Here is a 25,102-nt window from a genome sequence, read left to right as displayed (position 1 = left end):
AACCCCTCAAGCGTGAGTGGCCCGAGCAGTCTCTCGCCCAACACCATGGCGGCCCCCGGAGTCGTCATACCTAACTCGGCTGTCAGCGCATCGAGTTGTTCGATCACCGCGGTGCGGTGGGGCCCGGGGGCGCGAAGGCCACGACGACGAGCCGTTCGGCCCGCGCGGCGAGTGCTCGCCGGAACATGTTCTCGTCAGACCTGCACACGAGCTACTGAACTTGATCGGGCGATGTCGGGGCCGTTCGGCTGAGCGGTAAGCCTGGGGCGCTGCAATGCTTTCGCTGTGAGGTATGCGCAGGGCGGTGGATTGACCGACGCTGAAAGGGACGCCCGGGAGCGGGTGCGCCTGGATGCGGTGCCCCGGCTCGAGGCCGGGGCGACGGACCGCGCTGTCGCCACCGCGCTGCGCGTGTCAGAGCGATCGGTGGAGCGGTGGAGACGGCAGTGGCGCGAAGGCGGTGCGGCTGGTGTCGTCTCGGAGGGTTCACCCGGGCGCCCCAGGCTCTCTGACAAGCAGATCACCCGGCTGGAGCGGGAGTTGGAGCGCGGCCCGCTCGCACATGGCTGGGTTGACCAGCGATGGATTCTCGGGCGCGTCAAGAACTTGATCGGGCGGCTGTTCCACGTCTCCTACACGGTGGAGGGCACGTGGCGACAGTTGATGCGGCATGGGTGGTCCTGGCAGCAGCCCACTCACCGCGCGATCGAGCGTGACGACGACGCGGTAGAGCTCTGGAAAAAAGGGAGGTCTGGCCGCGGGTAAGAGCATCGCGGCGGCGTGCGGCGGCTGGATCGTCTTTGAGGACGAGGCCGGCCAGTCGATGACGCCGCCGCGCGCCAGGACCTGGGGCCGGATCGGACAGACCCCGGTAGTGCGGGTGCGGGGCCGGGGCTCGCGACGAATGTCGATGGCGGGCATGCCCTGCTACAAGCCGGGCGAGCGGTCCCGACTGATCTCCTCGGTCCGCGAGTACAACGGGCGCAAGGACCAACCGAAGGGCTTCGGCTCGCGGGACTTCCGCGACCTGCTGGTCCGTGCCCACATCCAGCTCGGCGGACCGATCGTGCAGGTCTGGGACAACGTCCGCATCCACCTGACCGCTCCGCTGCGCGAGTTCATCGCCGCGAGCGCCGACTGGCTCACCGTGTTCCAACTGCCCACCAACGCAACCGACCTGAACCCGCAAGAAGGCGTAGGGTCCCTGGTCAAGCGCGACATCGGCAACCTCGCCGCCGCCGACCTGAGCCAGATCACCCGCGCTGTGAAGCGCAAGCTCAAGATGCTGCAGTACCGACCCCGCGTGATCGACGGTTGTCTCACCGCCACCGGCACCGGCCTGGTCCTGGACCGCTGATCGCGTCGAACGTTTGTTGGGGGTCTCCTACGTCCGCACGCACCCCCTGAGAGAGGATGCACGCTACTCACACCAGCTAGGCCAAGCGGAGGCACACTGTGGGAGAGCCGGAACCAGTCGACCTGATTCACCTGGCGGACGCAGACGGCGACCGGTGCATCGTTCGCGTCACTGGGCGCTATCAGCCCGGCATTCTGACCGGCCATGACACCCTGCGCGCCGATGTCCTGGTGTCCACCAGCTTCCTCGACGCACGCCTCGAGCTCTACCTCTTGCAGCGGGATCTCTCCGCCTGGGAGCACGAGCTCGAAGGGCTGGTGCCCGGTGGCAACGCGGGAATCGGCGGCGGCCGGGGTCTGGAGCTTGGCCTTCGACTCAACGAGGATCAGTCCGTGTGCGTGACGATCAACGATCCCGACCGGCTCTCCACATTCTTCTGGATCCGGCCACAAGACGACTGGATCCAGGATCACCGGGTCCGACTGGACCGACTTCAGCAGGTCTGGCCAAGCGAAGTCATCGAGACCGCCCCCATGGTCTACGAGTGGAGTCCAGACCGTAGGCACTGAATACTTCAGGCACGGCCATCGGGGACCAAGCCGCTGCCTTCGTCGTCGAGGGCGGCCGCACACCCATAAGCCAGACAGACCAACTGGGCTGGCCGACATCTCGAGTTCAAGTTCAGTAGGTCATTCTCGTAAGACGGTGCAATCGCGGCTCAGGGTCTTGAGTGTTGCTGAGGTTGAGCTTGCAGTGTGTTTGCCCTGACGGCTTGGTTCCAAGCGTCAGTAGGCCGCCGGTCCGGCCAGGACGAGTCAGGCGCTGGGATCGGCCGCGGCTACTGTCGTAGCTGTCGGCGTACGCGAGCGGTCCTCCCACGTACGCAGCCGCAGACCGGCTCGTGTAGTGCAGCTCGGTCGGCACCTGATGCGGCAACTGGAAGCGCAGCACGACGAGTGTCACGACTGCTCGGTCAACGCCACGCCCTCAATGCGCTCAGGAGTCGTCGCCATGACCGCAGGCGGCCTCGCAGGACTGCTTGCGGGGCATCAGCCCAGTACGACCTCTCCCGCGTGGAAGGCACGCATGGCGCGCGCGACAGTCTCCTGGTTTTCGCCGACCGGAGCCACGTACCCGATGACGTCGCGCGCGGCGTCCTCCCCGAGCATCCGGGTGATCACCCACGTGGCGAGATACTGGGACGCCAGACAGCCTCCCGCTGTAGCGACGTTCCCCTCCGCGTGGAACGGCGCGTCCAGCACGGTGACGTCGCAGGCCTCGACAAAGGGCCGGCTCGTCATGTCCGTGCAAGCCGGCATGCCACCCAGCAGACCGAGCCGCGCAAGGACCAGTGCGCCGGAGCACTGTGAACCGATCAGTTGTCGAGAAGGGTCGAGCGGCAGCCTGGAGATCAGTCGGTCGTCGGCGACCACGTCTCGCGTCTTCACTCCGCTGCCGATCAGCACGGCGTCGGCTTCGGTCACGAACTCCATCGGGCGCTGCCCGGTCACCTCGACTCCGTTCATCGACGTGACCACCGGCGTCGGCGTCGTGATGAAGGCTTCCAAGCCGTCCTTACGGCACCGGTTGATCAGCGCGGAAGCGATGAAGCTGTCGAGCTCGTTGAACCCGTCGAAGGTGACCACGGCTACCTGCATCACAACTCCTTCAAGCACGGCAACAGATCTCAAGTTTCCCTGGCTCGCCGTTCCGGAGCACGGGCCAATCCTCGGACGGTGGCATGCCTACCGCCGCGCGGCACTTCAAGCTCCGAGCCTGAGCACCGTACGTGCTTGTCCCGCTGACCCGCCGGCCCGCCGACGTCCCGAGGCTCTCCAGACTCAGTTCATTCCAGCTCAGCGAGAGCACAACCGTGCTCGCCCTCCGTCAGTGGGCGCGCACGCGACTGTCCGTCGGCGTCTTTCCAGAAGTCGACGATTGCCTCCGCGAGGTTCTCGCGCAGTTCTGTCTGATCCAACACTTCGGCCGGTACCGGCACACCCGAGACCAGGTCCGGTGTAACACCGGCGTCGTCCGCGATCTCCTGAAGGGCTACCAGTGTCCTGAGCCGGAGATTCGTCGGCAGTCGATGAACAAGGGGTCCTCGACAGCTTCAACGTCTCGGCCCGGTGCGGCTGCAACGGCGAATGGCCGCCAGATCCGTGAGAGCGCCGACTGCGACATCCCGGTCGCCGCGGCCATCGACCTCGTCGACCAGCCAGTGACGTCCTTCGGGGTCTCCTCCAGCGTCTTCGCAATGACCGGTTCGACGTCGGCGTCGGTCATCCTTCGTGAGACACCGGGCCATGGCCGTCGCACAGGCCGTCGAACCGACGCCCCAGTAAGCGCCGACCCCAGACACGAACGGTGTCCGCGGTGATGCCCAGCCGCCGGACGACCTCCGCAAACGCCTGCCCGTCCGCACTCTCCGGGACGATCCTCGGCATCAGACAGCACCACCGGCGCAATCTTCGGCCCAGGACGACTCGCACCAGACCAACGACGAACGCATCTGGCCCCAGGCTCATCTACAAGAGCCAAAAAAGAATTCGTACGGCGATGTCGAGAACCCGTGGCCGGCTCCGTCCCCGTAATGAACGCGACCACAATGGGTCGGACCAGCATCGAGGAGAAACACGATGGCCAAGTACTTGCTGCTCAAGCACTACCGCGGCGCTCCGGCTGCGGTCAACGACGTGCCCATGGACCAGTGGGCGCCGGAGGAGATCTCGGCCCACGTGCAGTACATGAACGACTTCGCGGCCCGGCTCGAGAAGACCGGCGAGTTCGTCGACGGTCAGGCGCTCGCGCCCGAGGGGACGTGGGTCCGGTACGACGGCGAGGGGCGCCCGCCGGTCACCGACGGCCCGTTCGCCGAGACCAAGGACCTCATCGCCGGCTGGATGGTGATCGACGTCGACACCTACGAGCGCGCCGTCGAGCTGGCCGGGGAACTGTCGGCCGCTCCTGGGGCGGGCGGGAAGCCGATCCACGAGTGGCTGGAGCTGCGTCCGTTCCTGGGCGTGAAGCCCACCATTACGGAATGATCGCCGACGTGAACGAGGTCCTCCTCCGGAGCCTCACGCCGAGCGTGCTCGGGATCCTCGTCCGCCGCGGAGCCGACTTCGCGGCGGCCGAGGACGCCGTGCAGGACGCGCTGGTCGAGGCGGTCCGCGTCTGGTCGGCCGACCCGCCGCGGGACCCGAAGGGCTGGCTGGTCACCGTGGCCTGGCGCCGGTTTCTCGACGCGACCCGGGCGGACGCCGCCCGCCGCCGGCGCGAGGACCGCGTCGATGAGGAGCCGGCGCCCGGGCCCGCGACCGCGGTCGACGACACGCTCCAGCTGTACTTCCTGTGCGCCCACCCGTCGCTGACGCCGTTGTCCGCGGTCGCGCTCACGCTGCGAGCGGTCGGCGGGCTGACCACCCGCCAGATCGCCCAGGCCTACCTTGTGCCCGAGGCGACCATGGCGCAGCGCATCAGTCGGGCCAAGCGCACTGTCTCCGGCGTGCGGTTCGACCAGCCCGGCGATGTCGCCACCGTGCTGCGCGTCCTCTACTTGGTCTTCAACGAGGGCTACTCCGGCGACGTCGACCTCGCCGCCGAGGCCATCCGGCTCACCCGGCAGCTCGCGGCCGCGATCGACCACCCAGGGGTGGCGGGGCTGCTTGCCCTCATGCTGCTCCACCACGCCCGGCGCGCCGCCCGGACCGCGCCCGACGACAGCCTGGTGCCGCTCGCCGAACAGGACCGCGGCCGCTGGGACACCGAGTCGATCGCCGAGGGCGTCGAGATCCTCCAGGCGGCCCTCGCCCGCGACCGGCTGGGCGAGTTCCAGGCCCAGGCCGCCATCGCGGCACTCCACGCCGACGCGCGCGCCGCCGAGGAGACTGACTGGGTGCAGATCGTCGAGTGGTACGACGAGCTCGCACGCCTGACCGACACCCCGGTCGTCCGACTCAACCGCGCGGTGGCCGTCGGCGAGGCCGACGGACCGCGCGCCGGCCTGGCCGCACTCGCGGCGCTGGACGACACACTGCCCCGCCACACCGCGGTGGCGGCCTACCTCCACGAGCGGGACGGCGACCTGACAACGGCGGCACAGCTGTACACCGAGGCGGCCCAAAAGGCCCCCAACCTCGCCGAACGCGACCACCTGACGCGCCAGGCCGCCCGGCTCAACGCCCGCGGGGGTCGTTGACGGTCGCTTTCGGATTTGCCCGCAGCACTCGGCGCGGCCCCGTGGCCAGAGCGGGCGCCTCGATGTGAGCCAGATCGGGCGCCTCCACGTGAGTAGGCGGTCGCGAACAGCTGCACGATGCGTTGCCGGTGGGGAAGCCAAGGTTGAGGCTGCCGGGGTGTCCGAGGGCGCCGGCACACACCCGACCCGCTCTGGCTCGTCGCCATCGTCCCCACCCACCGTTGCCGGGCGGGCGGGTGCCGCGCACGAACTCGGCGGTGACTCAACGCCTTCCGCGCGAAATCGACGCCGAGTACCACAGGGTCGGGTTGTCGGGGATCGCCGCTACCGAGCTTCAGCCCACGCCAGAGAGTCCTGTAACCACGACTTCCATCCCGTCCGACCGCGAGATCGTCCTCGTGTCATGGGCGTCCAAGAGGCTGAGCGCAGCCGGGCACAGCGCCGAGTACGCCGAACTGGACGTCACCCACCCGTCCGGCGTCCATGCCTCCGCCGAGGGAGCGCTGGCCTGTCATCGCCGCATCGACGTGCTGGTCAACAACGCGGGAGTGATGCCGCTGGTACCGCTGGCAGCCCTACGCGTCGCGGAGTGGCACCAGATGATCGACGTGAACCTGTGGGGTGTGCTCCACGGCATCGCGGCCGTGCTGCCGTCGATGCTGGAGCTCCGGTCTGGGCACTCGTCACCATCGCGTCCACCGCCGCCCAGCGGGTCGACCCCACGGCCGCGGTGTACTGCGCGACCAAGTACGCGCTGCGGGCCCTGTCCGAGGGGTTGCACTTTGTAGGCGCGGGTGGGGGACCCCGACGGTCTGGTCGTTCCACAGGGTCCGGAACTCATCTGACACCTCCAGCAGTTCCTGGGCCAGGTCGCTGATCTCGGGGGCGTCGCTGAACCGGCCGCATTGAGGTGCAGTGCGTACACGGTCGCGCTGGTGACCAACTTCCAGTCGCGGAAGACGTTGCGGGCCCGCGGGTGGGTGAACAGGATCCGCGGCACATCGGCGCTCAGGCGCAGTGCCCTGCCGAGCCCGTCGACGACCTGAGGTGAGGGGTTGGTTTCGCGGCTCTGTTCCAGGCGGATGTAGTAGTCGGCGCTCACGCCCGCCGGCACGGCGACCTCCTCCCGGCGCAGGCCCTTCACGCGGCGGGTGCCGCCGCCGACGGGCAGCCCGACGTCGGACGGGATCCAGGCTGCGCGAGCGGCCGAAGGCGTTGACGGCTCCCGCGGACCGACACACCCGCCCGGCGATCAATCAGGTGTCTCGGCCGACTCGGTCGGCTCGGAGTCGTTGGTCGGCGCGGACCGCTCGATGTCGTCGTCGGCCGTGGCCCAGCTGGCCAGGAGGTTCAGGGCCTCTTGCGAAGGTGACCCGGGCTCGGCGGTGTACGTGAGAAGGCTCTGGCCGGCGTCGGTCCCCAGTGGGAAGGCCTCGAAGGGCAGGTCGAGGTCGCCGACGACCGGGTGATGGAGGAGCTTCATGCCCGAGGTGTGGATCCGGACGTTGTGGGCGGCCCAGCGGCGACGGAACTCCTCACTGCGGGTGGACAGCTCCCCGATCAGGTCCGACAGTCGCCGGTCGTAGGGATCGCGGCCCACCTCGGCGCGCAGCATGGCCACCGTGTCGCCTGCGACCTTGTCCCAGTCGCGGAAGAACTCGGTCGCGCCGGGGTCGAGGAAGACGAACCTGGCGTTGTTGGGCGGCCGCACCGGGTCTGCGTAGACCGGCGAGAACAGCGCGCGCCCGAGAAGGTTGGCGGCCAGGATGTCCAGGCGTCCGCTGAGTACGAACGCGGGCGTGCCGAGCATGGAGTCGAGGACACGCTGCACCGTGGGGCGGACGCGCTGCTGGGCCGGGCGGCGGCGCGGCGGACGGGTCGTGTTGGCGCCGCGCAGGAGGTCCAGCAGGTGGGTTCGCTCGGCCTCGTCGAGCCGCAGCACTCGCGCGATGCCGTCGATGACACTCTCGGAGACGCCGGTGGCGTTGCCGCGCTCCAGGCGTGTGTAGTACTCGCTCGAGATGCCCGCGAGGAGGGCGACCTCCTCGCGGCGCAGCCCGGTGACCCGTCGGCGGTCTCCGTACACGGGCAGTCCGACCTGCTCCGGGGTGACCCTCGCCCGCCGCGTGCCCAGGAATTCCCGGATCTCCGCACGGAAATCGCCACGGATATCACGGTCGGTGTCGTAAGGGACGTTTCTGCCTGCCATGGGCTCCACTCTACGAGCGCTTCCGCACGGCTGGGGGTCCCTCTCAGTACCCCCTCTCATCAGGGTCTCCCGCCGCCCCGTGACAACCGGTTCCGTAGATGGTGCACCGCCCACGGTGGTGTGAATCGCCCGGATGCGGCGGCACATCTGCCGCTCGTTGCCGGCCTCGCAGCGGAGCCGTCCGCGCCGCGATTCTCCGCAACAGCAACACGATCCTCCGGAACAGCATCAGAAGGACGAACAATGCGTCGACACACCAAACCGGCCGTCGTACTCACGACGCTGGCAGCGCTCACCCTCTCGGCCTTCGGAGCGGGTGCTGCGGACGCGGCCGGCACGGCGGGAGGCACCACCGACTCCGGGTCGACGTCACGCGCCGCCGCGGACTCCTTCTCGTGGAACCAGTGGAACCAGGGGACCGCCCGGGTGAACAAACGCATCATGGAGCGCTTCACCAGTGAGTTCCTGCCCACCGGTGACCCGGCACTGGCGAGGAAGTTCATCAGCCCGGACATCGTCATGCACTTCGGCGGCCGGACGCAGCAGGGTCGGGACACCTATCTCGGCATCGTCGCCGCGAACATGAAGGCATTCCCCGACCTCAGGTGGACGGTGGAGGACATGCGCGCCGAGGGCGACACCGTGGCCATCCGCTACACCATGACGGGCACCCACAAGGGACCGTTCGCCGGCGTCGAGGCAACGGGCAGGGCCATCCGCGCGGAGAGCATGGCGTTCTACCGCCTGGCCCACGGCAAGATCGTCGAGGAGCGCGCCCAGCTCGACATGCTGAGCATCCTCCAGCAGATGGGCGCCATACCGGCCGCGTAGCAGCGCCCCAATTCCCCGGCATCCCCTGCGCCCGCTCCCCCTCCCCCGCCGCACCCGCCCCCACGCCCATGCGGTGACCGGCGTTCGCCTCGCCCATGCGGTGACCCGCGCGCCTCGCCCCTCGGCACGGACGGGTCCGCCCCGCCGCCCCCGCACCTCGCAGCCGCGCACGGCGCATCCAGAGAACCAAAGAAAGAGAACAGGACACCCCCATGCCATCGAAACTGACCGGCACCGTCGCGCTCGTCACCGGCGCGAGCAGCGGTATCGGCGCGGCCACCGCCCGCCGACTCGCCGAGGACGCCGCCTCCGTCGCCCTTGTCGCCCGCCGCAAGGCCCGTCTGGACGGCATCGCCGCCGAGATCGAGAAGGCGGGCGGCACCGCCCTGGTGGTGGAAGCCGACATCACCGACCGCACCCAGGCCGAGGCGGCCGTACAGCAGGCTGTCGAGCACTTCGGACGCCTCGACACCCTGGTCAACAACGCCGGCCTGATGCTCCTGGGCCCCGTCGTCGGCGCGGACGTCGACGAGTGGGAGCGCATGCTCGCCGTCAACGTCCAGGGCCTGCTCCACACCACCCACGCCGCTCTCCCACACCTGCTCAAGGCCGCCGAGACCGGCCCCCGCAAGGTCGCCGACATCGTCAACATCAGCTCGATCGCCGGCCGCGTCGCCTGGAACGGCTACGGCGTCTACAACCTCACCAAGTTCGGCGTGAACGGCTTCACCGAGTCCCTGCGCCAGGAAGTCACCCAACGGCACGTCCGCGTCGGCGTCCTGGAGCCGGGCGGCGTGGACACCGAACTGGGCTCGCACAACAACCCCGAGATCCAGGGCGCGATGATCGCCCCCTTCTACGAGACGACCGAGGTCCTCACCCCCGACGACATCGCCGACGGTGTCGCCTACATGGTCACCCGGCCCCGCCACGCCTCCATCGGCGAACTGTGGATCATGCCCACCGACCAAGCCTGACCCCGCCCGGCCGACCACCGGGACGGGCACCACGCGTCATCACCGCACGACACCGAGTGCCGCGCCACGGCACCTGGAAGGAACCCCTCATGAGCAAGGTCATTCTCGTCACCGGCGCCGGACGCGGGCTGGGCACGGACATCGTCCGCGAAGCCCTCGCCGCCGGCCACCAGGTCGTCGCCACCGGCCGCCGCCCCGAAGAAGTCGAGAAGAGCTTGGGCGGACCGCAGGACAACCTGCTGGTCACCAAGCTGGACGTCACCAGCCTGGAGGACGCCGAGGCCGCCGCCCAGGCCGCCGTCGACCGCTTCGGCCGCATAGACGTCCTGGTCAACAACGCCGGCAACTTCTTCGCCGGCTACTTCGAGGAGATCACGCCCGCGCAGATGCGCCGGCAGATCGAGACCAACCTCTTCGGTCCGATGAACGTCACCCGCGCTGTCCTGCCCGTTCTGCGGAAGCAGCGCGCCGGCCACATCATCACGCTCTCCTCCTCCGCCGGTCTGATCGGTCAGGAGTTCTGCGTCGCGTATGCCGCCTCCAAGTTCGGCGTGGAGGGCTGGATGGAGTCGCTGCGCTACGACGTGGAGCCCTACGGCATCCGCACCACGGTCGTGGAACCCGGCTTCTTCCGCACCGAGCTGCTCGTGGACGCCTCCACCACCTGGCCCGAGCCGACCATCGACGACTACGCCGAGCGCACCACCGCCACCGTCGCGGCCTGGAAGAACATGAACGGCCGACAGACCGGCGACCCCGCCAAGCTCGCCCGCGCCCTGCTCGCCATCGCCGACCAGGACAAGCCGCTGCTGCGTTTCGTCGCCGGCGCGGACGCCATCGAAGGCGTCGAGGCCAAGGCCAAGGAACTCCTCGCCCAGGCCCAGGCTTCGCGCGAACTGGGCGGCAACCTGGCATACGACGACGCCAGCGCCTGAAAGTGGACACGGTTGGTGCCGCCGACGCCTCGCTGGTCTCGGCCGTCCGGACCGGTCAGGCGGGCTCACTGGGATCGCCGTGCGGACCGTGCACACCGGCGAGTTGATCAGGACGTCGATCACGCCTCCGTCGCCGCTGCGGCGACGGAGGCGTCGCCTCATGGCAGGTGTTCGCACACAGCAGTGACGGCATTCGCAGCGCACCGCCGCTTCGGCGTCACCGAACCGGTGTCGACGGACGAGCCGATGACGTCGCGCTCGGGGGCCGCCAGCAAGAATAGGTCGAAATGTCGAAATGCGAATGAAAGCCCGTTCCGCCCTAAAAGCCCAAAACCCGGCGTCCGATCCGGCTGTCGACTTCGCCCTGGTCGAGGCGCTGCGCACCGAGATCTCCGGGAAATTCCGCCAGGGCGGCATCCGCGTGGAGTCGGCAGCGGCCGGGTTCGCACTCGGCCGTCGTTGGAACGATTCGGGCGGTCGCTTCACACGGTCACTAACTTTCCCCGCAACGTAGCGAGTACATTTCGCCGGTGTTTCCGGCGGTGCGCCGAACTTGGGATTTGGTCAAGAATGGGATTCAACCCTTGTCGCCTGTCGGATCACCGACACACCATGTGCCGAACATAACGACGCTTGTCAGCAGGAGGCCCGGGTGTCCGCTGGTCTGTCCAAAATAGAGGTGGATACCACCACTCTCGCGGCGGAGTCCGAGCGGAACAAACTCCGCAAACACTTCGGCCGCTTCGACATCCTGTTCTTCCTGGTCTGCACCCTCGTCGGCCTCGACACCATCGGTACGGTGGCCGCTTCCGGAGCGGAGGCGTTCACCTGGCTGATCGTGCTGGCCGTCATCTTTTTCGTCCCGTCAGCGCTGCTCACCGCGGAACTCGGCACGGCCTTCGCCGAGGAGGGCGGCCCATACATCTGGACCAGCCGGGCCTTCGGACGGCTGGCCGGAGCGGTCAACAACTTCCTCTACTGGGTGACCAATCCGGTCTGGCTCGGCGGCACGCTCTCCGTCTCAGCGGTCGCCGCGTTCACCACCTTCTTCAATGACGGCAAGGATCTGAGCACCCCCGCCTTCTACGTCTTCACCCTGCTCTTCATCTGGGTGGGCGTGCTCGCGGCGATCCTCTCCTTCGATGTCGGCAAGTGGATCCCCACCGCCGGGGCGTGGTCCCGCTTCGTGCTGCTCGGCCTGTTCACGCTCACCGTGGTCATCTACGCCTTCAAGCACGGCCTGCACGGTTTCGGCTTCGGCGACTTCTCCCCGACGTATGCCGGCTTCGTCGGTCTGGTCCCGGTCCTGATGTTCAACTACGTCGGCTTCGAATTGCCCAACACCGCGGGCGACGAGATGACCGACGCGCAGAAGGACGTCCCGTACGGCATCTTCCGCGCCGCCGGGCTCGGCGTGCTGCTGTACGGCCTGCCGATTCTCGGCATCCTGCTGGTCCTCCCGGTCAAGGCCATCACCGGTCTCGGCGGCTTCCTCGACGCCATCCGCCAGGTTTTCACCGTCTACGGCGGCCACGTCGCCTCCGACGGCACGGTCACCCTCAGCGGGGCCGGGACCGTGCTGGGCGATCTGGCCGCGGTGATGTTCATCCTGACTGTGCTCTCCTCGGGCGTCACCTGGATCATGGGATCGGACCGTGCGCTGGCGGTCTCCGGGTACGACGGCGCCGCGCCGCGCGCCCTGGGTGTGATCTCCGAGCGGTTCGGCACGCCGGTCCGGGTCAACCTGCTCAGCGGAGTGCTCTCCACCGGCGTACTGATCCTCGCCCACCAGCTCACCGGCGGTGACGCGGGCAAGCTCTTCGGCGCCGTGCTCGGGCTCGCCGTCTCCACGACCCTCATCAGCTACCTCGGCATCTTCCCGGCGCTGCCGGTGCTCCGCCGCAAGTACCCGCAGGTGGAGCGTGCCTACCGGGCTCCCGCTGCCTGGCCGATCGCGATCGTGCTGACGTTGCTGATCCTGTTCGCGTCGGTGCAACTGCTGGTCCCGGGCGCGCCCTTCGACTGGTTCAGCTCGGACTTCCGACCGGACGGCTGGAGTTACAGCGAGCGCTGGACCTATCTGCTGACGGAGGCGGTGCCGCTGGCCGTCTTCATTGTCACGGGCGTGATCTTCTGGGCACTCGGCGCCCCGACCCGTGCCAAGACCGAGAAGACGACCGCCACAGGAGTGACCCAGGGGTGAGCGCCTGGCCAGTGGCCGAAGTCTGAGGCCGCGCTCCCCGTGGTGAACCGCGACCCGATGGCAACCCTGTCCGGCCTGCACCCGTGGGAACACAAGAAATGAGCGGAGACGGGGCGGGGCTGGCGGCCGAGTTCGTCGCGGTACTCGAGCTGTGGGCCAGCCATTCTCCGAGCCGACCGAGGCGCAGTTCGGGAAGCTGGTGGCGTTGGTGCGGTGCCGCGGCGGTGATAGGCAGCCGGGCCGGTCGTGCCGGCTGCCACTGGCTGACCGAGTCCTGCTGGTGGCCGCATCCTGGGGTACCAACCTGGCGTCGGGTCAGATGGTGCCCGTGTTCGGGACTTCGAAGTCCGCGACCGACCGCGTCCGCCCCGCGTCGCCGCCTCCAGCAAGAACCATCGGCACTCGCTCCAACCCGCAGGTCGTCATCACGCCGCTGGTCGGCTGGTGGTGGCTACAGGAGCGCCGATCTACGGGCATCTGGCCTGGTAGGTTCCGGGCGGGCGAGCTGACGGCTGTTGAGGGTCCGGTGTGCTCCGGCCCGCGGTCGCCTTGACACACCGTTGACCACTTGCCGGGGATCCCGCCACCGGCTCTGCTCGGGCGGTTGACCGGCAATGAACCGCAACACCCTGTGCGGCGACGCAGCACCGCGCTGTCCGTGTCAGGACCTACCCTGGGCGCATGATCAATGGTGGGCACATCATCGTCTACAGCCGTGACGCGGAAGCGGACCGGGTCTTCTTCAGGGATGTTCTGGAGTATCCGCATGTCGACGTGGGAGGTGGGTGGCTGATCTTCAAGCTTCCGCCGACCGAGATCGCCGTGCATCCCACGGACGGCCCGGAGACACAGGAGCTCTATCTGATGTGCGACGACGTCGACGCGACCGTGCAGAGTCTGACCGCGAAGGGGGTGGAGTTCACGCAGCCCGTCACCGACGCGCGCTGGGGGCGGCTGACCAGGTTCCGTCTGCCGGGCGGCGGCGAGGTGGGCCTGTACGAGCCCCGCCACGAGCGGGCCACCGAACTGTGAGGCATCCCGGCACTCGGGATTCGTTCCCGACCTCACCCACGAGCAGGGGGCGCGGATCGACGCGACCGCCGTCGCACTCCTCGGTCAGGGGAACCACTTGGGGTCGGCGAGTCTCTTGCCCGATGAGCAACGATCCGTAGGGGGAGGGGTCGCTGGCCGGCGGTGACGATCATGTCCGGTACCAAGGAAATCTCGCGCTTCGCGCCGATCCCGACTGGAGCGGGGCAGCCTGCGTCGGATGCCCTGCCGATCGTCACTGCGGCTGGCGCAGTCCGGCGATGAGGAGGCCGACCAGTCGGCGTGCGTCGTAGCGCGGATCGCTGTCCGCACCGACGCAGAGGTTGCCCACGCCTCGCATCAGCTCAAGGCCCTCGAGACCGGAGCGGATCTCGCCGCGACCGGCCGCGGCGTCGAGCAGTTGGTTGCACACGGGCACGAGCCGGTCGAGGAAGTAGGCGTGCAGCGTGTCGAAACCGGCGTTGTCGGGCTGCAGCACGGCAGCGAGTCCGTGCTTGGTGACCAGGAAGTCGACGAACAGGTCGATCCACTGCCCCAGCGCGGCGTATGGACTGGCGCAGCTCGCCAGAAGAACCGGACCGGCCTCGGCGCAGGCGTCGACCTGGTGACGGTAGACCGCGATGATGAGGTCCGCCCGTGTCGGGAAGTGCCGGTAGATCGTGCCCATCCCGACACCGGCCTTGGCCGCGATGTCGCGCACCGGCGCCTCTACGCCCGAGGTGACGAAGACTGCGGCGGCCGCATCCAGCAAGCTCTGTCGATTACGCCGGGCGTCCTTGCGCTGCGATCCCGCTGCACTGCCCGCGCCCTGACCGCTGTCGTTCACCGCGGCGATCCTTCCATGAGACTTGCGAAACAGAACAGTGCCTCGTATCTCCTACGGAGCAAAGTTCCGTTTTCGTGCATTGTGGCAGACCCGGGACCGGCACCCAAGCCGTCTGCCGCCGACAGGCTCCGCCCGGACGAAAGACGCGCACTCGCCGACCGGCCTGTGCGCCGACCTGACCCCGTTCGCCGTTGCGCCAGTCGCTTCGCCGGCTCGCTTCGACACGAGTGAGGCGGGCTGCCGGTGAGCCCAGCCCGAAGATCACGACACGTACCCTGACGCACATGGTTGAGCATCGAATGGTTGACGTGAACGGCGTTCGGCTGCACATCGCCGAACAAGGCGACGGCCCCTTGGTAATCCTCCTGCACGGCTTCCCCGAGTCATGGCACTCCTGGCACCACCAGTTCGGCCCTCTGGCCGATGCGGGCTTCCGCGTGGTCGCCCCCGACCAGCGGGGATACGGACGCAGCGACCATCCCGACGACGTCGACGCGTACACCATCCTCCACCTGGTCGGCGACGTCGTCGGACTGATCCACGCCCTGGGCGAGGAGAAGGCGTACGTCGTCGGGCACGACTGGGGCGCGCCGGTCGCCTGGCACACCGCGCTGCTGCGACCGGACATGGTGCTCGGGGTGGCGGGTCTGAGCGTGCCGCCCCCGTTCCGGGGGACGGAGCCTCCGCTGGCCGCCATGGAGAAGAGGTTCGAAGGCCGCTTCTACTGGAACTACTTCAACCGCCCCGGTGTCGCCGACGCCGAGTTCGCCAAGGACACCCGCACCGCGTTGCGGAAGTTCTTCTATTCGGCCTCCGGCGACGCTCCGGGCGCCCGCGAGGGCAAGCAGCCGCTGGTCGACCCCGAGCGGGGCTGGCTCGCGACCATGCCGGACCCCGAGGTGCTGCCGGACTGGTTCACCGAGGACGATCTCGACGCGCTCACCGAGAGTTTCTCCAAGGGCTTCACCGGGGCCCTCAACTGGTACCGCAACCTCGACCGCAACTGGGAACTGACCGCTCCCTGGCACGGCGCCGTCGTCACCAGGCCCGCCCTGTACATCTACGGCGACCGCGACTTGGTCCCGGCATTCCCCGGCACTCCCGAACTCATCGAGCGCCTTCCCGACCTCATGCCCAACCTCTGGCGCAAGCCCCTCAAACTGGCCGGCTGTGGACACTGGACTCAGCAGGAACGCCCGGACGAGGTGAGCGCGGCGCTCATCGAATTCCTCAGGGCCTGTGCCTGAGCCCAGCCTGAGGTGGCTCTTCGGAGATGCGGATCGGCGCCGTGCGCCAGTAGTTCGCGCACCTCGAAATTTCCCTTGGGAACGTGGCACGGGGCGCGGCAGGATGGTCGCGTCACCAGCCGCACGAGGGGAACGGTGGATGAGGCGAAACCGGCTTGGGAAGAGCAAGGTGCAGGTCACGGAACTGGGCTTCGGTGGCGGACCACTCGGGGGACTCTTCGCTCCGCTGGACGACGAGACCGCCGCGGGAGCCCTTGAGGCAGCCTGGGACAGCGGGATCCGCTACTTCGACACCTCTCCGCACTACGGCATCGGACACTCCGAGCGCCGCACCGGTGGGCTGTTGCGCGGAAAGCCGCGTGAGGAGGTGACGCTGTCGACGAAGGTCGGTCGGCTGCTGGTCCCGCAGGACCCGGCGGGCCGGATGGACGAGAGCTTCATGGTGCCCGCCACACATCGTCGAGTGTGGGACTTCACGCGGGACGGCATTCTGCGCAGCGTGGAGGACTCGCTCGAGCGCATCGGCGTCGACCGCATCGACGTGCTGTTCCTGCACGACGCGGAGCAGCATTTCGAGGATGCGTTGCGCGAGGGCTGTCCGGCGCTCGCCGAACTGCGCGGCCAGGGAGTGGTGGGCGCGATCGGCGCGGGGATGTACCACCCCGGCAAACTGACCAGGCTGGTCAAGGAGTCGGACGTCGATGTGGTCATGCTCTCCGGCCGCTACACGCTTCTGGACCAGAGCGCCCTCGACGAACTGCTGCCCGCCTGCACGGACCGGGGGGTCTCGGTACTCGCGGCATCGGTCTTCAACTCCGGGCTGCTCGCCACGGCGCGACCTGCCGAGGGTGCCACCTTCGACTACGCGCCCGCCGCGCCGCGGACGCTGGAGCGCGCGCATCGCATCGCCGATGTCTGCGAAACACACGGTGTGACGCTCCCGGAACTGGCCATGGCCTTTCCGCTCCGTCACCCCGCCGTCTCGGGCATCGTGGTCGGCATGCGTACCGCCGACGAAGTACGCCGCAACATGGCGGCGTTCGGCGTGGAGGTCCCGGCTCAGGTCTGGGACGATCTGCGAAGCGAAGGCCTCTTGGACGAGCGGGCACCGGTGCACGTCTGACGATCAAGCGGGCACCAGTGCACGTCAGACGATCACCGGAACCACGATGCGCCGAGCAACCCTCAGGCCCTGTCCGGCATGTCTCCCTGGCCCGGCGGTTCGCGGCCGAGCGGTGTGACTTGACGCAGGGCTGAGGGCCCCATGCAGCCCATCGCGCCCGGAGCCGGAGCCGGATCGCCGTGACAGCGACGGTGCCGTGAAATTCCGGGATGCTGAGCTTGATCCGGCGTCGGCCACGGGGGCGCCGTCGTGGACGGAGGCTTGGGCCGCGCGGGAATACGAAGATCATCACCCGGGTTGCCGACCTCGTACGGCCCACTCCGGAAGGGTCGTGACGATGAGGGGAGCGTCGCATGCGGGCGGTCGGGTTCCGAGTCAACGGAGGCGTCGAGGTACTGGAGACGTTGGATCTGCCCGATCCCGTGCCGACTGCCGGCCAGGTCACTGTGCGGGTCGCCTTCGCGGGCGTCAATTTCGCGGAGATCCAGCACCGCCGGGGCGAGTTCGGCACTCCGGACGGGCCTGGTGGAGTGGACGTTCCCGGCCTGGAAGTGGCTGGGACTGTTGCCGCGCTCGGTGCGGGGGTGAGCGGGCTGGAGGTCGGTGAGCCCATTGCGGCGTACCTACCGGCTTTCGGTGGCTACTCCGAGGTGGTGACCGCGGACACACGGTTCGTCAGGTCTCTGCGCACCGGGGCGGGAGAGGCAGACCTGGCCGAGGCAGCGGGACTGCCGTGCGTCTTTCCGACGGCCTTCGGTGTGCTCAAGGACGCCGGTCGGCTGAGGGAGGGGGAAGATGTGCTGATCCACTCCGCGGCGGGGGGTGTGGGCTCTGCGGCCGCGCAGCTGGCCCGGGAGCTGGGAGCCGCCCGGGTATACGGCACGGTCGGCTCGGTGGAGAAGATTCCGTACGCCGCCGAGTTGGGCTACGACGGAGTGTTTCTGCGTGAAGGCTTCGCGGAGCGGTTGGCCGCGGTGACCGGTGGCCGGGGCGTGGACCTGGTCCTCGATCCCGTCGGCGGGCCGATACGTGAGCAAAGCCTGACCGTGCTGGCGCCGTTCGGCCGCCTGGTGGCCTACGGAGACCTCGGTCGACACGAGCAGTGGACGGCCTCGGTGTGGGACTTGTGGAAGGGCAACCGGACCATCGCCGGGTTCAACATCGGCGACCTCGCTCGTCGGGCTCCCGAGCGGATAGGCGACTACCTCGGCGAAGCACTCCGGTTGCTCGCGGCGGGGCGGATCCGTCCCGGGGTGACGCGGACCCTGCCCCTGGCCGAGGCGGCGAAGGCACACCACCTCCTGGAAGCCGGTACAGGACGAGGCAAAATCCTTCTCTCGCTCACCTGACCCCACGTCAATCTGCCCGACGGGGCGCCTCACTTCCAGGAACGATCGACGACCAGCGCCGATGTCTCGCGTACGCAGTTCTCCCCTTGCCGAAACGCGCAGGCAGTTCTCGCCACGGCACCCCCGTGCGATGCCGGTGCGCCCTGTGAGACAGCTCAGCCGACGCCCCGCTCGTGGCCCTCCCAATACGGCTCCCGCAACTTGTACTTCTGGAGCTTGCCGGTCGTCGTACGCGCCAACTCCTCCCGGAACTCGACCGAAGTAGGCGCCTTGAAGCCGGCAAGACGCTCCTTGCAGAACCGGATCAGCTCGTCCTGCGTCACCCGCGCGCCGGGAGCAAGAACCACCAGCGCCTTCACGGTCTCGCCCCACTTCTCGTCAGGCACCCCGATCACCGCGACCTCGGCAACCGCCGGATGGCTGAAGAGGACGTCCTCGACCTCGATCGACGACACGTTCTCCCCGCCCGTGATGATCACGTCCTTCTTGCGATCACTGATCGTCAGATGGCCGTACTCGCCGATCGACCCCCCGTCCCCCGTGTGGAACCAGCCCCCGGACAACGCCCGCGCACTCTCCTGCGGCTGCTCCCAATACCCCTCCAGAACCACGTTCGAGCGCGCGAGAACCTCACCCTCGGCGTCCGTCCTGAGCGTCACGCCCAGCGCGGGAGCACCGGCCCGCACCAGCTTCTCCGCCCGCTCCGCCGCGGCGAGGCCGTCCCACTCGGCGCGGGCACGGTTGACGGTCAGCAGTGGCGAGGTCTCGGTCAGGCCGTAGATCTGAATGAACTCCCACCCCAGCTCCGACTCCACGCGCGCGACCGTCTGGGTCGGCGGCGGAGCGCCCGCGACGATGATCCGCACCCGATCCCGGCCGGGGATCTCCCCCTCCCAGGACTCGGCGGCCGCCAGCACCGCCCCCACGACCGCGGGCGCCGCGCACATCACCGTCACACCGTGCTCGGCCACCCGACGCAGGATCTCGGCCCCGTCCACCTTGCGCAGCACGATCTGTGGCACGCCCAGCGCCGACATCGCGAACGGCATGCCCCAGCCGTTGGCATGGAACATCGGCAGCGTGTGCAGATACACGTCCCGGTCCGTCACCCCGGCGTGCAACGCGAAGGTGATCGCGTTCACCCAGATGTTGCGATGGGTGATCTGCACCCCCTTGGGGCGGGCCGTCGTACCACTGGTGTAGTTGATGGTCGCGGTGGCGTTCTCGTCCGGCTCCCAGGCCTGCGGGGCAGTGCCGAAGCGGTACAGCTCGGCATCGGCTGCGGCGCCGAGCGTGAAACGGTGCCTGCAGCTGACATCGGCCAGACGCTCCGTCAACTCCGGATCGACAAGGAGTACATCGGCCCCCGAGTGACCGACGATGTAGCTCACCTCGTCCGCCGTCAGGCGGAAGTTGACCGGGACCAGCACCCGCCCGTAACCGCTGACACCGAAGAACGACGTCAGAAGCCGCGCGCTGTTCGGCGAGACCACCGCCACGCGAGCGCCCAGCGGCACACCCAGCGCATCCAGTCCGGCGGCCTGAGCCCGTGCCAGCTCCCCCACCCGTCCGTACGTCAGCCCCTCCCAGACCTCGGCCGGTTGGTCAGGCTCGTCCACCACACCCACCCGGTCGGCATACACGGTGACGGCACGGTCCAGAAAGTCGCGGACCCCGAACGGGACGATCATCACAGCCTCCGAAGGTTGAACGACACAGAGCCTCTATCCCGCCACGCCCTCGCGTATCCCGACAAGCCATCCGACACCCTGCGAACAACTCTGTACCACCCGACCGTGTCGGCCGAAGCGGCGACCACCGCGACGCCCCCGAAACCGCCTCCGATCCGGTCGTCGCGGACCGTACGCGAACCGTCCTGCAGGGCCATGCCGACGGTACTCCGCGTGACGTGCCCGACCACGCCGGCCGCGAACCCGATCCCATCGGTCGCCAGTCGCCGGGGCCCCGCGACGGTGCTGGCGACGATCGTGGCGCTCGACCCTGACGGCGAGCGGTGCCGGCGCGGTGCACGGTCCGGTCCCCGTTGCGCTCCGCGGCTATCGTGCCGGCGTGACTGGCTCTCCGCAGCGTCCGCTGCTGTTTCTCGATGTCGACGGACCGCTCATCCCGTTCGGTGTGGCGGCGGAGCAGTATCCGGCCCATGCCGGCTGCCCCGAACCGCTCGATGCCGATGCGAATCCGCTCCTGGCCCGACTCGATCCCGGGCACGGGCCTCGGCTGGCGGCGCTCCCGTGTGAGGTGGTCTGGGCCACGACGTGGATGGCTGACGCGAACGAGTGCATCGCCCCGCGCATCGGTCTGCCGCAGTTGCCTGTGGTGGTCTGGCCGGAACCGTCCGACATCGATGAGCAGGACGAGCGGAACGGACTGCACTGGAAGACCCGCACCCTTGTCGAATGGGCGGCGGGGCGCCCGTTCGTCTGGGTCGACGACGAGATCACCGACACCGATCGGGCGTGGGTCGCCGCTCACCATCCAGCGAACGCCCTGCTCCACCGGGTCGACCCCCGCCGTGGTCTGACTGATCACGACTATGCGGCGATCGGCTCCTGGCTGCGGCGGTTGTTCTGACTCCCTCGTGGAGCAGGTGAGGTAGCCGTCGGCCCATCGCCGGGCCCCAACTCGGTAGGGGCCTGTCCAGCCTGTGTCATGGTCCGATTCGCTCGGCAGAACCGCGGATCACCGATGGTCGTCCTTCAAGTACGCGTCCCACTCAGGCCCGTTGGCACCTCCCGCGAGCCGAGCGATGGGCAACCGCGCCGCATCCGTGCCCTGTTGGTCGGATCGCCGGGAAGCCGGGGCGGGCCCGCCCCGCGGTCTCCGCGCCGGACGTGACCCGCATCACGCGTCGGAAGTGCATAGCGAGGTGCTCACCAACGTCTTTCTCCAGGTGTACGAAGTTGGCAAGTGCGGGGACGGTGCGGATGGAACGGGCTCAGGCCGAGAGTTTCGACGGGTTCGTTGCGGCCCGTTGGTCGGCGTTGTTCCACCTCGCCCGTCTGCTCTGCGGAGGTGACCGGCACCGTGCCGAGGACCTGCTCCAGGAAGCCCTGGTCAAGCTCTGGTTCGTCTGGCCGAAGGTCGCGGACGAGGCGCCCGAGGCGTACGTACGCAAGGTCCTGGCCCGCGCGGCCGCCCGTTCCGCCCGTCGGCGGTGGTGGGGTGAGCGGCCCGTGGAGCAGCTGCCCGACCTGGCACAGACGGGGGACGAGTCCGCCGCCGTGGTGGAGCGGACGCGGCTGGAAGCGGCCCTCGCCCAGCTGCCGCCGCGGCAGCGGGCCGCCGTCGTGCTGCGTTACTACCAGGACCTGCCCGAGAAACAGGTCGCGGAGGTTCTGGGATGCCCGCTGGGCACCGCCCGGTCCCACGCGTCACGCGGTGTGGCGCGACTGCGTCAGATCCTGGCCGATGTCATCGAGCCGGTGGGGTGAAGGGAAGCATGGATCACTTCGAGCGGGAGTTGGCGCGGATGATGCGCGACACCCAGGAGTACACCCCTTTTGAGCCCGCACAGCAGGACCGGCTCAGGACGGGAGTACTCGTCCGCCGCCGGGTCCGCGCGGCGCAGAAGGCCGTGGGCTCCGTACTGGTGGCCGCCGGGCTCGGCGTAGGCCTGGTCCTGCTGCCACACGCGCCGGACCGCGACCAGCCCCAGGCCCCGGTGCCGCGGCCCTCGAGCGGCTCCTCCTCCGCGACCATCACGCCGTCTCCGACCCTACCCCCCAGCACCAGTCCTACCGGGTCGGTGCCCACCACGCCCACGGCACCGATCACGACCCAGAGTGCGACAGAGAGTTCGAGCTCGGTCGGCACCGCGCCCTCCGGGACCGCCACTCCCGGTCCGCCGGCCACCGTCCCGGCCACGCCGAGCGGAAGCATCACGCCGTCGTCCCCGCCGACGACGACAGTCGAGCCCTCGTCGTTCGTCAGCGCGACCGGCACCGGGTAGCCGCCGAGCGCACGGCCGGCCGTCCCGGCCGCTCCCCCACTGAATTTCCGCGCCGCCCCCTGTCCCCGCTCCGCCCCGGCGTTGGTCCCCGATCGCTGCTCCGCCGTGAGCGCCTTCGGTATGCCCTTCAACAGCACAGAAACCTGGACGAACCATGACCAAGACCGCACGGTCCTCCCCGATGAACCTCGCGACGGGACTGCCCATGGACCGACTGCCGCTCCGCCTGCCGCTGCCGGCCAACCACCCGGAACCCGTACTGGACGTGGTCGTCCCCGTGTTCAACGAGGAGACGGATCTGGAGCCGAGCGTGCGGCGGCTGCACGCACATCTGCGTGAGACGTTCCCCTACCCGTTCCGCATCACCGTCGCCGACAACGCCAGCACCGACGACACCCCACGGATCGCGGCCCGGCTGGCCGCCGAACTGCCGGAGGCCGAGTGGATACGGCTGGCCGAGAAGGGGCGTGGCCGTGCCCTGCGCGTCGCCTGGTCGCGCTCGCGGGCCCCGGTACTGGCCTACCTGGACGTGGACCTGTCCACCGAACTGAACGCGCTGCTCCCGCTGGTCGCCCCGCTGATCTCCGGACACTCCGACATAGCCATCGGCACCCGTCTGGCCCGTGGCTCCCGGGTGATACGCGGTCCCAAACGGGAGATCATCTCCCGTTGCTACAACGTCCTGCTGCGTTCCACTCTCGCCGTCGGCTTCTCCGACGCGCAGTGCGGCTTCAAAGCGGTCCGGCGTGACGTCGCCGAGCGGCTGCTGCCCCTGGTGGAGGACTCGGAGTGGTTCTTCGACACCGAACTGCTGGTGATCGCCGAGCGGGCCGGGCTACGCATCCACGAGGTGCCCGTCGACTGGGTGGACGACCCCGACAGCCGCGTCGATCTGGTCTCGACGGCCATGGCCGACCTGCGCGGCATCGCCAGGATCGGCAGGGCGCTCGCCCGTGGCACGCTCCCGACGGCGGGGCTGCGGCGTGCCACCGAAGGTGATCCACCGGGCCCACTGGCCGCCCAGTTGCTGCGCTTCGGCGCCGTCGGCGTGGTGAGCACGGTCGGGTACGTCCTCCTCTACTCGGTCCTACGCCCGGTGGCGGGGCCCCAGAGCGCCAACGCGTGGGCGCTGCTGATCTGCGCCGTCGCGAACACCGCCGCGAACCGGCGGCTCACCTTCGGGCTGCGCGGGCGGGGCGGAGCGGTGCGGCAACAGGCCAAGGGTCTGGTGGTCTTCGGCCTCGGTCTGGCGCTCACCAGCGGCTCGCTCGCCGCGCTGCACCGCTGGGCACCGGGGCCCGCGCGGCCCACGGAAGTCGCGGTGCTCGTCATCGCCAACCTGGTCGCGACACTGCTGCGCTTCCTGCTCCTGCGGGCCTGGGTGTTCACCGCCGCCCCCCGCGGCAACGGAACAGGAGCCGAGCCCCGATGAACGACCCGAGCCTCGCGAACGCTCCGTCGTACGAGGGCAACGGGCTCCACGCCGAAGGCCGTTCGCCCGCCACGGAACCGCCGTACACCACCGGCGTGCCCCCGGCCCCGTCTCCCTCCCTCACCTCCGCCGCCCGCCGGCGGTGGGCGCGAGTGTGCCGGGCGGCCGAGCAGCACGGTCCGGTGCTCGCGCTGTACGGTGCGCTGAAGCTCATCGGCTTCTGCGTCTTCATGTACCTGCTGGACTCCTCCGGAGACTTCCGCAAGAAGGACCCCCGCTTCGGCGGCGGCGCCCACGCCTGGGACGTCCTGGCCACCTGGGACGGCTGGTGGTACCAGCAGATCGCCGCGCACGGCTACCACCCCGCGCTCGTCCCGGTACCCGGGGCGGGCGGCCTGATCACCATCGAGGGCAACTCCGCGGCGTTCTTCCCGCTGTACCCCGCCCTGATGCGGTTGGTCTCCTCCTGTACCGGCCTGGGTCTGTTCGGCGCCGGCTTGCTGGTCTCGGTCGCCGCCTCGTTCGTCGCCGCCCTGGCGATCCACGCCGTCACCGCACGGATCGGCGGACGGCGGGCCGGGCTCGCCGCAGCTGGCCTCTGGGCCGTGTGGCCCGGATCCGGCATGGAGTGGACGGGCTACTCGGAGTCCCTCTACGTCGCCCTCGCAGCCTGGGCCTGCTACGCCGTCATGCGCCACCACTGGATCACCGCCGGCATCCTGACCTGCGCCACGGGTCTCACTCGTCCGACGGCCACCGCGCTGATCGCGGCGCTCACCGTCGCGGCGCTGCTGGCCGTACATCGGCAACGGCGGGAGGTCCGCCGCTGGGGAGACGCTCCCGGCCCGGACGGGAAGAGGCGTCGGGTCACGGCGCTGCGCCCGCTGGTCGCCGTGGCGATCGCCCCCCTCGGCCTGTTCGGCTACCTCGGCTGGGTGGGATACCGGATGGGCGACTACAGCGGGTACTTCAAGCTCCAGGAAGGCGCCTGGGCCCACACGTTCGACTACGGCAAGCACACCCTCGACGTGTTCACATCCCTCCCGGTGGGCCACTTCGACTACCTCTTCGCCTACCCCTACGAAGACCTCATCGGCGTAGGCACGGTCCTGCTGGCCCTGATCGTCCTGCCTCTGCTGTTCCGGCTCCGCCCGCCGGCGGTCCTCGTCGTCCACACCCTCCTGACGATCGCGCTCGTTCTGGGAAGCCAGCAGATCTTCGGCAACATCTCCCGCTACCTTCTCCCGGCCTTCCCCCTGTTCATCCCGTGCGCCGTCGCCATGCGGCGGCTCAGCACGCCGGTGCTGTGCACCGTCCTCGGAATCGCCGCGCTCGCCTCCGGCTCATATGCGGGGTACGCCCTGTTCGAACTCGGCGTTCCATAACCGCCAA

Annotated in this window: 25 protein-coding genes and 2 pseudogenes; 21 read left to right on the top strand and 6 right to left on the bottom strand. The window is 69.1% G+C overall.

The window, feature by feature from the left end:
• Nucleotides 1-285: 285 nt before the first annotated feature.
• The 3 genes from FNV62_RS50130 to FNV62_RS50120 all read left to right on the top strand — a co-directional run bounded on the left by FNV62_RS50130 (nucleotide 286) and on the right by FNV62_RS50120 (nucleotide 1,926).
• Complete coding sequence (locus FNV62_RS50130; protein WP_313905096.1) at nucleotides 286-765, top strand: winged helix-turn-helix domain-containing protein; 480 nt, start codon at nucleotides 286-288, stop codon at nucleotides 763-765.
• A gap of 58 nt (nucleotides 766-823) precedes the next feature.
• Nucleotides 824-1,357, top strand: coding sequence for a transposase (locus FNV62_RS50125; RefSeq protein WP_240361424.1), 534 nt, complete (start codon nucleotides 824-826; stop codon nucleotides 1,355-1,357).
• Between the two features lie 98 nt (nucleotides 1,358-1,455).
• Nucleotides 1,456-1,926: a DUF5959 family protein gene (locus FNV62_RS50120; protein WP_097288289.1), complete on the top strand. Its 471-nt coding sequence runs from the start codon at nucleotides 1,456-1,458 to the stop codon at nucleotides 1,924-1,926.
• A 480-nt stretch (nucleotides 1,927-2,406) separates the two neighbouring features.
• Here FNV62_RS50120 and FNV62_RS50115 read toward each other — a convergent pair whose 3' ends face one another.
• Nucleotides 2,407-3,015: a DJ-1/PfpI family protein gene (locus FNV62_RS50115; RefSeq protein ID WP_143610668.1), complete on the bottom strand. Its 609-nt coding sequence runs from the start codon at nucleotides 3,013-3,015 to the stop codon at nucleotides 2,407-2,409.
• Nucleotides 3,016-3,146: 131 nt separating this feature from the next.
• Here FNV62_RS50115 and FNV62_RS50110 point away from each other — a divergent pair, with 131 nt between their 5' ends.
• From FNV62_RS50110 to FNV62_RS57740, 4 genes and pseudogenes are all read left to right on the top strand, one after another.
• Nucleotides 3,147-3,737 carry a hypothetical protein gene (locus tag FNV62_RS50110; protein ID WP_143630037.1) on the top strand — a complete coding sequence of 197 codons (591 nt, stop codon included), beginning with the start codon at nucleotides 3,147-3,149 and terminating at the stop codon, nucleotides 3,735-3,737.
• Between the two features lie 259 nt (nucleotides 3,738-3,996).
• Nucleotides 3,997-4,404, top strand: coding sequence for a YciI family protein (locus FNV62_RS50105; RefSeq protein ID WP_097288287.1), 408 nt, complete (start codon nucleotides 3,997-3,999; stop codon nucleotides 4,402-4,404).
• 8 nt (nucleotides 4,405-4,412) lie between these two features.
• Entirely contained in the window at nucleotides 4,413-5,558 is a 1,146-nt protein-coding gene (locus FNV62_RS50100; RefSeq protein ID WP_143652456.1) for an RNA polymerase sigma factor, read from the top strand.
• Nucleotides 5,559-5,686: 128 nt separating this feature from the next.
• A pseudogene (locus tag FNV62_RS57740) lies at nucleotides 5,687-6,175 on the top strand (SDR family NAD(P)-dependent oxidoreductase); the annotation flags it as partial.
• On the opposite strand, the gene FNV62_RS58245 reads toward FNV62_RS57740, so the two are convergent.
• Nucleotides 6,070-6,660, bottom strand: a complete 591-nt coding sequence (locus tag FNV62_RS58245; RefSeq protein WP_399223762.1) for a hypothetical protein — start codon at nucleotides 6,658-6,660, stop codon at nucleotides 6,070-6,072. The pseudogene FNV62_RS57740 and the gene FNV62_RS58245 overlap by 106 nt on opposite strands.
• 150 nt (nucleotides 6,661-6,810) lie before the next feature.
• Nucleotides 6,811-7,767 (bottom strand): helix-turn-helix domain-containing protein, encoded by a 957-nt coding sequence (locus FNV62_RS50085; protein ID WP_143630035.1) that lies wholly within the window; start codon nucleotides 7,765-7,767, stop codon nucleotides 6,811-6,813.
• Between the two features lie 243 nt (nucleotides 7,768-8,010).
• On the opposite strand from FNV62_RS50085, the gene FNV62_RS50080 reads away from it, so the two are divergent.
• The 7 genes and pseudogenes from FNV62_RS50080 to FNV62_RS50055 all read left to right on the top strand — a co-directional run bounded on the left by FNV62_RS50080 (nucleotide 8,011) and on the right by FNV62_RS50055 (nucleotide 13,745).
• Complete coding sequence (locus tag FNV62_RS50080; RefSeq protein WP_205522486.1) at nucleotides 8,011-8,598, top strand: ester cyclase; 588 nt, start codon at nucleotides 8,011-8,013, stop codon at nucleotides 8,596-8,598.
• 212 nt (nucleotides 8,599-8,810) lie between these two features.
• Nucleotides 8,811-9,575 carry an SDR family NAD(P)-dependent oxidoreductase gene (locus FNV62_RS50075; protein WP_143630033.1) on the top strand — a complete coding sequence of 255 codons (765 nt, stop codon included), beginning with the start codon at nucleotides 8,811-8,813 and terminating at the stop codon, nucleotides 9,573-9,575.
• A gap of 89 nt (nucleotides 9,576-9,664) precedes the next feature.
• Nucleotides 9,665-10,510 (top strand): SDR family oxidoreductase, encoded by an 846-nt coding sequence (locus FNV62_RS50070; RefSeq protein ID WP_143630031.1) that lies wholly within the window; start codon nucleotides 9,665-9,667, stop codon nucleotides 10,508-10,510.
• Nucleotides 10,511-10,805: 295 nt separating this feature from the next.
• Complete coding sequence (locus FNV62_RS58240; protein WP_143630029.1) at nucleotides 10,806-11,024, top strand: L-histidine N(alpha)-methyltransferase; 219 nt, start codon at nucleotides 10,806-10,808, stop codon at nucleotides 11,022-11,024.
• Nucleotides 11,025-11,189: 165 nt separating this feature from the next.
• Nucleotides 11,190-12,713: an APC family permease gene (locus FNV62_RS50060; RefSeq protein WP_225900688.1), complete on the top strand. Its 1,524-nt coding sequence runs from the start codon at nucleotides 11,190-11,192 to the stop codon at nucleotides 12,711-12,713.
• A gap of 151 nt (nucleotides 12,714-12,864) precedes the next feature.
• Nucleotides 12,865-13,187: pseudogene (locus FNV62_RS56425) on the top strand (IS5/IS1182 family transposase); the annotation flags it as partial.
• A 207-nt stretch (nucleotides 13,188-13,394) separates the two neighbouring features.
• Nucleotides 13,395-13,745 carry a VOC family protein gene (locus FNV62_RS50055; protein ID WP_097288281.1) on the top strand — a complete coding sequence of 117 codons (351 nt, stop codon included), beginning with the start codon at nucleotides 13,395-13,397 and terminating at the stop codon, nucleotides 13,743-13,745.
• A gap of 253 nt (nucleotides 13,746-13,998) precedes the next feature.
• On the opposite strand, the gene FNV62_RS50050 is transcribed toward FNV62_RS50055, so the two are convergent.
• On the bottom strand, nucleotides 13,999-14,589 hold the full coding sequence (locus FNV62_RS50050) for a TetR/AcrR family transcriptional regulator (protein WP_097288280.1): 591 nt from the start codon (nucleotides 14,587-14,589) through the stop codon (nucleotides 13,999-14,001).
• A 284-nt stretch (nucleotides 14,590-14,873) separates the two neighbouring features.
• Between FNV62_RS50050 and FNV62_RS50045 the strand changes: the two genes are divergently transcribed.
• The 3 genes from FNV62_RS50045 to FNV62_RS50035 all read left to right on the top strand — a co-directional run bounded on the left by FNV62_RS50045 (nucleotide 14,874) and on the right by FNV62_RS50035 (nucleotide 18,308).
• Entirely contained in the window at nucleotides 14,874-15,836 is a 963-nt protein-coding gene (locus tag FNV62_RS50045; protein ID WP_143630026.1) for an alpha/beta fold hydrolase, read from the top strand.
• Nucleotides 15,837-15,975: 139 nt separating this feature from the next.
• Nucleotides 15,976-16,959, top strand: a complete 984-nt coding sequence (locus FNV62_RS50040) for an aldo/keto reductase (RefSeq protein ID WP_143630024.1) — start codon at nucleotides 15,976-15,978, stop codon at nucleotides 16,957-16,959.
• Nucleotides 16,960-17,312: 353 nt separating this feature from the next.
• A complete protein-coding gene (locus FNV62_RS50035) occupies nucleotides 17,313-18,308 on the top strand; it encodes a quinone oxidoreductase family protein (protein WP_143630023.1) in 996 nt (331 codons plus the stop codon).
• A 155-nt stretch (nucleotides 18,309-18,463) separates the two neighbouring features.
• Here FNV62_RS50035 and FNV62_RS50025 read toward each other — a convergent pair whose 3' ends face one another.
• Nucleotides 18,464-19,999 carry an AMP-binding protein gene (locus FNV62_RS50025; RefSeq protein ID WP_060896932.1) on the bottom strand — a complete coding sequence of 512 codons (1,536 nt, stop codon included), beginning with the start codon at nucleotides 19,997-19,999 and terminating at the stop codon, nucleotides 18,464-18,466.
• A gap of 379 nt (nucleotides 20,000-20,378) precedes the next feature.
• On the opposite strand from FNV62_RS50025, the gene FNV62_RS50020 reads away from it, so the two are divergent.
• Entirely contained in the window at nucleotides 20,379-20,900 is a 522-nt protein-coding gene (locus FNV62_RS50020) for an HAD domain-containing protein (protein ID WP_143610660.1), read from the top strand.
• 353 nt (nucleotides 20,901-21,253) lie between these two features.
• Nucleotides 21,254-21,760, top strand: coding sequence for a SigE family RNA polymerase sigma factor (locus FNV62_RS50015; RefSeq protein WP_054233906.1), 507 nt, complete (start codon nucleotides 21,254-21,256; stop codon nucleotides 21,758-21,760).
• A 13-nt stretch (nucleotides 21,761-21,773) separates the two neighbouring features.
• Here FNV62_RS50015 and FNV62_RS50010 read toward each other — a convergent pair whose 3' ends face one another.
• A complete protein-coding gene (locus FNV62_RS50010) occupies nucleotides 21,774-22,409 on the bottom strand; it encodes a hypothetical protein (RefSeq protein WP_143630019.1) in 636 nt (211 codons plus the stop codon).
• 74 nt (nucleotides 22,410-22,483) lie between these two features.
• Between FNV62_RS50010 and FNV62_RS50005 the strand changes: the two genes are divergently transcribed.
• Together FNV62_RS50005 and FNV62_RS50000 are read left to right on the top strand one after the other, a co-directional pair.
• Complete coding sequence (locus tag FNV62_RS50005; RefSeq protein ID WP_143652453.1) at nucleotides 22,484-23,710, top strand: bifunctional glycosyltransferase family 2/GtrA family protein; 1,227 nt, start codon at nucleotides 22,484-22,486, stop codon at nucleotides 23,708-23,710.
• On the top strand, nucleotides 23,707-25,095 hold the full coding sequence (locus tag FNV62_RS50000) for a hypothetical protein (RefSeq protein ID WP_225900687.1): 1,389 nt from the start codon (nucleotides 23,707-23,709) through the stop codon (nucleotides 25,093-25,095). The genes FNV62_RS50005 and FNV62_RS50000 overlap by 4 nt, the downstream gene beginning before the upstream one ends.
• Nucleotides 25,096-25,102 lie beyond the last annotated feature (7 nt).

Origin of the sequence: Streptomyces sp. RLB3-17 (assembly GCF_007113425.2) — a bacterium.
GTDB lineage: Bacteria > Actinomycetota > Actinomycetes > Streptomycetales > Streptomycetaceae > Streptomyces > Streptomyces mirabilis_D.
This window is presented reverse-complemented; position numbering and strand designations above follow the sequence as displayed.

What these genes read in the sequence shown, in the direction of transcription:
- FNV62_RS50075 (WP_143630033.1), top strand. Translation starts at nt 8,811, where the DNA reads ATGCCATCGAAACTGACCGGCACCGTCGCGCTCGTCACCGGCGCGAGC.
- FNV62_RS50045 (WP_143630026.1), top strand. Translation starts at nt 14,874, where the DNA reads ATGGTTGAGCATCGAATGGTTGACGTGAACGGCGTTCGGCTGCACATC.
- FNV62_RS50040 (WP_143630024.1), top strand. Translation starts at nt 15,976, where the DNA reads ATGAGGCGAAACCGGCTTGGGAAGAGCAAGGTGCAGGTCACGGAACTG.
- FNV62_RS50080 (WP_205522486.1), top strand. Translation starts at nt 8,011, where the DNA reads ATGCGTCGACACACCAAACCGGCCGTCGTACTCACGACGCTGGCAGCG.
- FNV62_RS50105 (WP_097288287.1), top strand. Translation starts at nt 3,997, where the DNA reads ATGGCCAAGTACTTGCTGCTCAAGCACTACCGCGGCGCTCCGGCTGCG.
- FNV62_RS50070 (WP_143630031.1), top strand. Translation starts at nt 9,665, where the DNA reads ATGAGCAAGGTCATTCTCGTCACCGGCGCCGGACGCGGGCTGGGCACG.
- FNV62_RS50000 (WP_225900687.1), top strand. Translation starts at nt 23,707, where the DNA reads ATGAACGACCCGAGCCTCGCGAACGCTCCGTCGTACGAGGGCAACGGG.
- FNV62_RS50035 (WP_143630023.1), top strand. Translation starts at nt 17,313, where the DNA reads ATGCGGGCGGTCGGGTTCCGAGTCAACGGAGGCGTCGAGGTACTGGAG.
- FNV62_RS50005 (WP_143652453.1), top strand. Translation starts at nt 22,484, where the DNA reads ATGGACCGACTGCCGCTCCGCCTGCCGCTGCCGGCCAACCACCCGGAA.
- FNV62_RS50125 (WP_240361424.1), top strand. Translation starts at nt 824, where the DNA reads ATGACGCCGCCGCGCGCCAGGACCTGGGGCCGGATCGGACAGACCCCG.
- FNV62_RS50015 (WP_054233906.1), top strand. Translation starts at nt 21,254, where the DNA reads ATGGAACGGGCTCAGGCCGAGAGTTTCGACGGGTTCGTTGCGGCCCGT.
- FNV62_RS50055 (WP_097288281.1), top strand. Translation starts at nt 13,395, where the DNA reads ATGATCAATGGTGGGCACATCATCGTCTACAGCCGTGACGCGGAAGCG.
- FNV62_RS50085 (WP_143630035.1), bottom strand. Translation starts at nt 7,767, where the DNA reads ATGGCAGGCAGAAACGTCCCTTACGACACCGACCGTGATATCCGTGGC.
- FNV62_RS50115 (WP_143610668.1), bottom strand. Translation starts at nt 3,015, where the DNA reads ATGCAGGTAGCCGTGGTCACCTTCGACGGGTTCAACGAGCTCGACAGC.
- FNV62_RS58240 (WP_143630029.1), top strand. Translation starts at nt 10,806, where the DNA reads ATGCGAATGAAAGCCCGTTCCGCCCTAAAAGCCCAAAACCCGGCGTCC.
- FNV62_RS50025 (WP_060896932.1), bottom strand. Translation starts at nt 19,999, where the DNA reads ATGATCGTCCCGTTCGGGGTCCGCGACTTTCTGGACCGTGCCGTCACC.